At 68.5% G+C, this 6,416-nt stretch carries 3 protein-coding genes and 2 pseudogenes; 2 read left to right on the top strand and 3 right to left on the bottom strand.

What is annotated here, in order from left to right; translation table 11 throughout:
• Window positions 1-476 precede the first annotated feature (476 nt).
• Window positions 477-857: pseudogene (locus tag ACFYOH_RS44260) on the bottom strand (hypothetical protein); the annotation flags it as partial.
• Between the two features lie 140 nt (window positions 858-997).
• Here ACFYOH_RS44260 and ACFYOH_RS44255 point away from each other — a divergent pair.
• A pseudogene (locus ACFYOH_RS44255) lies at window positions 998-2,155 on the top strand (NF041680 family putative transposase); the annotation flags it as partial.
• Window positions 2,156-2,383: 228 nt separating this feature from the next.
• Here the strand turns inward: ACFYOH_RS44255 and ACFYOH_RS44250 are convergent.
• Window positions 2,384-3,073 (bottom strand): response regulator, encoded by a 690-nt coding sequence (locus ACFYOH_RS44250; protein WP_388637897.1) that lies wholly within the window; start codon window positions 3,071-3,073, stop codon window positions 2,384-2,386.
• The gene (locus ACFYOH_RS44245) at window positions 3,070-4,698 is read right to left on the bottom strand and encodes an ATP-binding protein (RefSeq protein ID WP_388637894.1); all 1,629 of its coding nucleotides are present in this window, start codon (window positions 4,696-4,698) and stop codon (window positions 3,070-3,072) included. Before ACFYOH_RS44245 ends, ACFYOH_RS44250 begins: the two co-directional genes overlap by 4 nt.
• A 202-nt stretch (window positions 4,699-4,900) precedes the next feature.
• Here ACFYOH_RS44245 and ACFYOH_RS44240 point away from each other — a divergent pair, with 202 nt between their 5' ends.
• A complete protein-coding gene (locus ACFYOH_RS44240; RefSeq protein WP_388637900.1) occupies window positions 4,901-6,265 on the top strand; it encodes a cation:dicarboxylate symporter family transporter in 1,365 nt (454 codons plus the stop codon).
• Window positions 6,266-6,416: the final 151 nt, after the last annotated feature.

Raw genomic sequence — 6,416 nt, 5'->3', positions numbered from 1 at the left:
TGCGGAACCTGCACCTCCTGATACATACGCTCCGACGACCCCAACGGAACGTTCATACCAGTCAGAAATACAACGATCCCGTTGTACCAAGGCTCTTCCTGCACGAACCACACCCATCACTCGAAACACGACCAGCCGCGTCCGGACCCGCACAACCCGCACACCGCACCACCACCCACCCGCACCACCACAGCCCGCGGCTGGCACCGCCAGCAGGCGGCCATCATCCCAACCCAGCCCGGCGCACCGCAGTCGGTCCAGCGCACCGCGGGCCGACCCGGCAAGGCTCAGGCTCTCCGCGCCGTGCCGACGCTCGCGTTGTCACGTAGACATACGTGTTAGGTATAGCATCCGAAGGATCTCCACGGAGCGGCTGGCGGCGGAAGGTCAGGGACGTCACAGGTTGCGTGATCGGGTGAGAGGGCCGTGGTCTCGTTGCGGGGTCGGGAGGTCATGTATCCCTTTCCCGTCGCAGGTCAGGCTGCATTGGTCCTGCTCACGAGGGCTGTGAGGTGCTTGTCGGTGGCGTTCTTGTTCCGCCAGATGATGTAGCGGCGGATCATGCTGACCTGGGCCTTGTGGGTGGGGTGGTCGGTGCCGTCGAGGGCGAAGTAGCGCAGGGCGGTGAACTGGCCCTCGACGCGGTTGAGCCAGAAGCTGTTTGTCGGTGTGTAGCCGATCTTGACGTTGTCCGCCTCGGCCCATTCCGCGACCGAGTGGCAGCGCTTGGTGGTCAGGTGTGGGGAGAAGCTGTCGCAGACGATGGCGATGTGCACGTCGGTTGGGTAGAGGCTGCGCGGGTAGTGGCAGAACTCCAGGAACTTCGAGTGGTTCTTGGTCTTCTTGATGTGCCCGTAGCTTGATCTTTAACGGCCGGCGTCGAATGGTGCCTCGAACTTGATCACTCGGTCCGGTAACCGCCGTACATCAAAGCTGCCTTCGTCTGAACATGTGCTCCGATCAAGGAACACACATGTCCAGCACGAAGGCCGTGAAGATGAGTCTGCTGCATCACGACGCCCGGCAAGAGCCGTTGGCGGAACTGTCATGCTTCCGGGGCGAGTTCTACTCCTGCCTCACCGCTCGTTCGGATGCGTTGTTCGAGCTGGCTGACGCTGTTCTGTGCGGCGACGGACGGGTGAGGTCGCTGGCCGAACTGTCGCTGGTCGGCGAACACCGCCGTGGTCATGGCGGGCTCTATGCCGCCCTCGCCCGGGGCAGGGTCGATACCGGCCGGCTGCGGCGGGCCCTGGCCGCGGTGCCGCTGCCGCGGGCAGTCGACGGCCGGCTGGTCCTGGCCATCGACATCACCTGCTGGCTACGCCCCGATGCTCACACCTCACCGCAGCGGATCCTGTGTCACACCTACGGCCGGGGCAAAGACCAGCACATCACCGTCCCTGGCTGGCCGTACTCGATCATCTGCGCACTCGAGCTGGGGCGCAGTTCCTGGACCGCGCCTTTGGACGCGCTTCGCCTGGCCCCCGGAGACGACAACGCCACCGTCACCGCCCGGCAGCTGCGTGACTTGCTCCACCGGCTGATCACCGCCGGGCAGTGGCAGGAGGGCGACCCCGACGTTCTCGTCATCGCGGACGCCGGATACGACGCACCCCGTCTTGCGTTCCTGCTCCAAGACCTGCCGGTCCAGGTGCTCGCCCGGATGCGCTCAGACCGGGTCCTGCGCAGGGCCGTTCCACCCCGCCAGCCACACACGATGGGCCGCCCACCCCGGCACGGCGGCGAATTCGTCTTCGGGCAGCCCGACCCCTGGGGCGTCCCGGACACCGAAACCGTCACCGACACACGTCTTTACGGCACCGCCAGGGCCCGCTCCTGGGACCGGCTGCACCCCAGGCTCACCCACCGCTCCTCCTGGGCCACCGCCGACGGCACCCTCCCGGTCGTCGAAGGCACGGTGATCCGCCTGGACATCGGCCACCTGCCCAGCGGAGCAAGACCGAAGCCGGTCTGGCTGTGGTGGTCAGGCACCGACGCCACTGCGGCAGACGCCGACCGTCTCTGGCAGGCCTACCTGCGGCGCTTCGACATCGAGCACACCTTCCGCCTCTTCAAGCAGACCCTCGGCTGGACCTGCCCGAAGATCCGCACACCCGAGGCAGCCGACCGCTCCCGCTTTGTGGTGGCTTCGTCGACAGGCAGCGCGGCTGTCGGGTCCCGGTAGTGGCATCGATCTTGACGGCAGTCCGGGCAGTGGCCCTGATCTTGACGCCCACAGATCGTTACGTCAACTCCTCCGCGGCGCGCACAACCGGGACGGGACCGTCAAACATACGTGCCACACACGTGGCTGCGGTTGCGAGTGCTACGCCTCGTGTGGCGACACGCAGATCACGATCCGCGTGTGAGGCGGATTGACCGATCAGCCCTGTCCCGTCACCCAGCGGTACTGCAACTCCGGCCGTCCCACTGTCCCGTACTGCGGAGCGCGGGCCGCGCGACCCGTGTCCACCAGGTGCTCCAGGTAGCGGCGGGCCGTGATGCGGGAGATGCCGACCGCCTCGGCAATCCCGGTCGCGGTCAGGCCGTCGGCGCAGTCCCGCAGCGTCACGGAGACACGCTCCAGGGTCGGAGCGCTCAGGCCCTTCGGCGGCGCGGCGGGGCTGGGGGCCCGGAGGGCGGCCAGCGCCCGATCCACCTCGTCCTGCCCGCTGGCCTCGCCCGCTGCCGTCCTGAACTGCGCGTACCGCACCAGCCTGTCCCGCAGTGTCGCGAACGTGAAGGGCTTGAGCACATACTGGACCACGCCCAGCGAGACACCCTCCCGTACCACCGCCAGATCCCGCGCCGAGGTCACCGCTATCACGTCCGCGTGACGGCCGGCCGCCCGCAGCGACCGGGCCAGTTGCAGCCCGTGCACGTCCGGCAGGTGCAGGTCGAGCAGGAGCAGGTCCACCTGGGTGCGATCCAATAGGCGGCGGGCCTGCGCACCGGTATGCGCCTTACCGACCGCGACGAATCCCGGCACCCGGTCCACGTAGAGAACGTGCGCGTCGGCCGCGACCGCGTCATCCTCCACCACCAGGACGCGGATGGCGTGCTCCGCAGTCATACGCCGTTCCCCGCCCGGTCCCGCGCCTGTCGCAGCGGCAGCCACGCCTCGAACACAGCGCCGCCGCCCTCGGCCCCGGCCACCTTCAGGGTCCCTTCGTGCCGGGTCACCGCCTGCCGCACCAGTGCCAGGCCCAGTCCGCGGCCTCCCGGCCCGGCGGGCTTCGTGGAGAACCCGCGCTGGAATACCTGTTCCATGTAAAGGGGATTGACGCCGGCCCCGGTGTCCGTCACCCGCAGTAGTAGCCCCGCATCCTGGGTGCGTGCCGTCACCGTGACCCGGGCGCCGGCGCTGCCTTGCGCCGCGTCCACCGCGTTGTCGATGAGGTTGCCGAGGATCGTCACCAGGTCCCGGGCTGGCAGGCTTTTCGGGAGTAGCCCGTCGTCCAGGCAGCTGTCCGGCGACACCACGAGTTCCACGCCTCGTTCGTTGGCCTGGGCCGTCTTGCCCAGCAGTAGGGCTGCGAGGACCGGTTCGCCGACTGCGGCGACCACTTGGTCCGTCAGCGTCTGAGCCAGCTCGAGTTCCGCCGTGGCGAAGTTCGCCGCCTCGTCCGCGCGGCCCAGTTCGATCAGGGACACCACGGTGTGCAGCCGGTTCGCCGCCTCGTGCGCCTGGGAGTGCAGCGCCTGTGTGAAGCCGCGTTCGGAGTCCAGCTCGCCCATCAGGGACTGGAGTTCGGTGACGTCCCGCAAGGTGGCCACGGTGCCCCTCCGCTCGCCGCCGCTGACCGGCGAGGTGTTGACCACCAGGACGCGCGAGTTCGTTAGGTGCACCTCGTCCACCCGTGGCTGCGACGCCAGCAGGGCGCAGGTCAGCGGCGTTGGCAAGCCCAGCTCGTCCACCGGCCTGCCCACCACGTCATCCTCGATGCCCACTCCCAAAAGCTCCCGGCCGCCGTCGTTGATGAGGGCCACCTGGTACTGCGCATCCAGCATTAGCAGTCCCTCGCGCACGGCGTGCAGCGCGGCCTGGTGGTAGTCGTGCATCTGGCTGAGCTCGGCCGCGTTCATGCCGTGTGTGTGCCGGCGCAGCCGGGCGTTGATGACGTAGGTGCCGATCCCGCCCAGTGCGAGGGCGCCGGCCGCGACCCCGAACAGAGCCGTCACCTGGTCCTGTACTCGCTGGCTGATTGCCTCCACCTTGATGCCAGCGCTGACCAGGCCGATCACCGCGGGGCCGTCCCGTACCGGGGTGACCGCGCGTATGGACGCGCCAAGTGTGCCGGTATACGTCTCGGTGAAGGAGCCGCCCTGTTGGGCGGCGTGTATGTGGCCCAGGAAGGGTTTGCCGATCTGGGACCGGTCGGGGTGGGTCCAGCGGATGCCTTGGGGGCTCATGATCGTGACGAAGTCGACGCCGGTGTCTTTTTGGACCGTCAGTGACCAAGGTTCCAGGGCGGCTGTCGGGTCGGGCGTGCGGATGGCCTCCCGCACGTTGGGGGAGTCCGCGACCGAGTGGGCGACCGCCAGTGCCTGGCGGCCGGCAGCGTCTTCTGCCCGGTGGCGGTCGCTGACGTAGGTGAACAGTGCGTAGCCGACCACCACGACTGTGATCAGCACGGCCTGCATGGCAAAGAGCTGGCCCGCCAGAGTACGGGGCCTGGCGAGGGAGAGCAGGCGCATGTCGGCAGTGTCCCTCCTCAGACCGTGTGTGATCTACGTGAACTAAAAGAACGCAACGGTGACCGCTGTCACAGGGCGAGAGATAGTCACGGCATTCCTCCTCCCACACACCCCCCCGTAACCCCCACAGCTCCGAAAGACCCCGGACGTGAGCCGCACGCCGGGTTTGACCGACGATGACGTCAAGGAGGCAGCCGTGACAATGACGCCAACGGCACCTGTCACACCCACCGTGAAGCGGGACCGTACCCATTACCTGTACATCGCCGTGATCGTCGCGGTGGCCCTGGGCATCGCCGTGGGGCTCATCTGGCCCGACGCGGGCGTCGAGCTCAAGCCCCTGGGCACCGGGTTCGTCAACCTGATCAAGATGATGATCTCGCCGATCATCTTCTGCACGATCGTGCTCGGGATCGGGTCCGTGCGGAAGGCCGCCAAGGTCGGCACCGTGGGTGGTATCGCACTGGGCTACTTCCTGGTGATGTCGCTGGTCGCGCTGACCATCGGCCTGGTCGTCGGCAACATCCTGCACCCCGGTGACGGGCTGCACATCACTAACGCCCTCAAGGCCACCGGGCACGCCCAGGTGGACTCCGAGGCGCTCGGCGGCGTCGAGTTCGTGCTGTCGATCATTCCGACCACCTTCGTCTCCGCCTTCACCGAGGGCCAGGTGCTGCAGACGCTGCTGATCGCGCTGCTCGCCGGGTTCGCGCTGCAGGCCATGGGATCGGCCGGGCAGCCGGTGCTGCGGGGCATCGAGCACATCCAGCGGCTCGTCTTCCGCATCCTGGGCATGATCATGTGGGCGGCCCCGATCGGTGCGTTCGGTGCCATCGCCGCCGTCGTCGGCTCCGCCGGGCTGGACGCGCTCAAGAGCCTCGCCGTGCTGATGCTCGGTTTCTACGTCACCTGCGTGCTGTTCGTCTTCGTGGTGCTGGGCGCGATGCTCCGGGCCATCGCCGGGCTGAACATCTTCTCGCTGTTCAAGTACCTCGCCCGTGAGTTCCTGCTGATCCTGTCCACCTCCTCCTCCGAGTCCGCACTGCCGCGGCTCATCGCGAAGATGGAGCACCTGGGCGTCAGCAAGCCGGTCGTCGGCATCACGGTGCCGACCGGTTACTCCTTCAACCTCGACGGCACCATGATCTACATGACCATGGCGTCTCTCTACATCGCCGACGCGCTCGGCACGCCGATGTCGGTCGGCGAGCAGATCCCCCTGCTGCTCTTCCTGCTGCTGGCCTCGAAGGGCGCGGCGGGCGTGAGCGGCGCCGGTCTGGCCACGCTGGCAGGCGGCCTCCAGTCGCACAAGCCCGCGCTGGTGGACGGCGTCGGTCTGATCGTCGGCATCGACCGCTTCATGAGCGAGGCCCGCGCGCTGACGAACTTCGCCGGCAACGCGGTGGCCACGGTGCTGATCGGCGTGTGGACCAAGGAGATCGACAAGGGTCGCGTGCAGCTGGTGCTCGCGGGTGAGCTGCCGTTCGACGAGAAGACGCTGCTGGACGACAACTGCCCGCAGTCGGCCGACGTGCCGGAGCAGCGGGAGAGTGCCGTGGCGGCTTGAGCCGACGGAAGCGCGCGGCGGGGCGCGGTGGCCGGCGGGGTCGCGTCGGCCGATCGTGTCCGGGCCGGGGGGGGGGGGGGGGGGGGGGGGGGGGGCCCCCCCCCCCGCGCCCCCCCCCCCCGGGGGGGGGCGGGGGCGGGGGGGGGGGGGT

Source organism: Streptomyces sp. NPDC007856, assembly GCF_042868225.1.
Taxonomy (GTDB): Bacteria; Actinomycetota; Actinomycetes; order Streptomycetales; family Streptomycetaceae; genus Streptomyces.
This window is presented reverse-complemented; position numbering and strand designations above follow the sequence as displayed.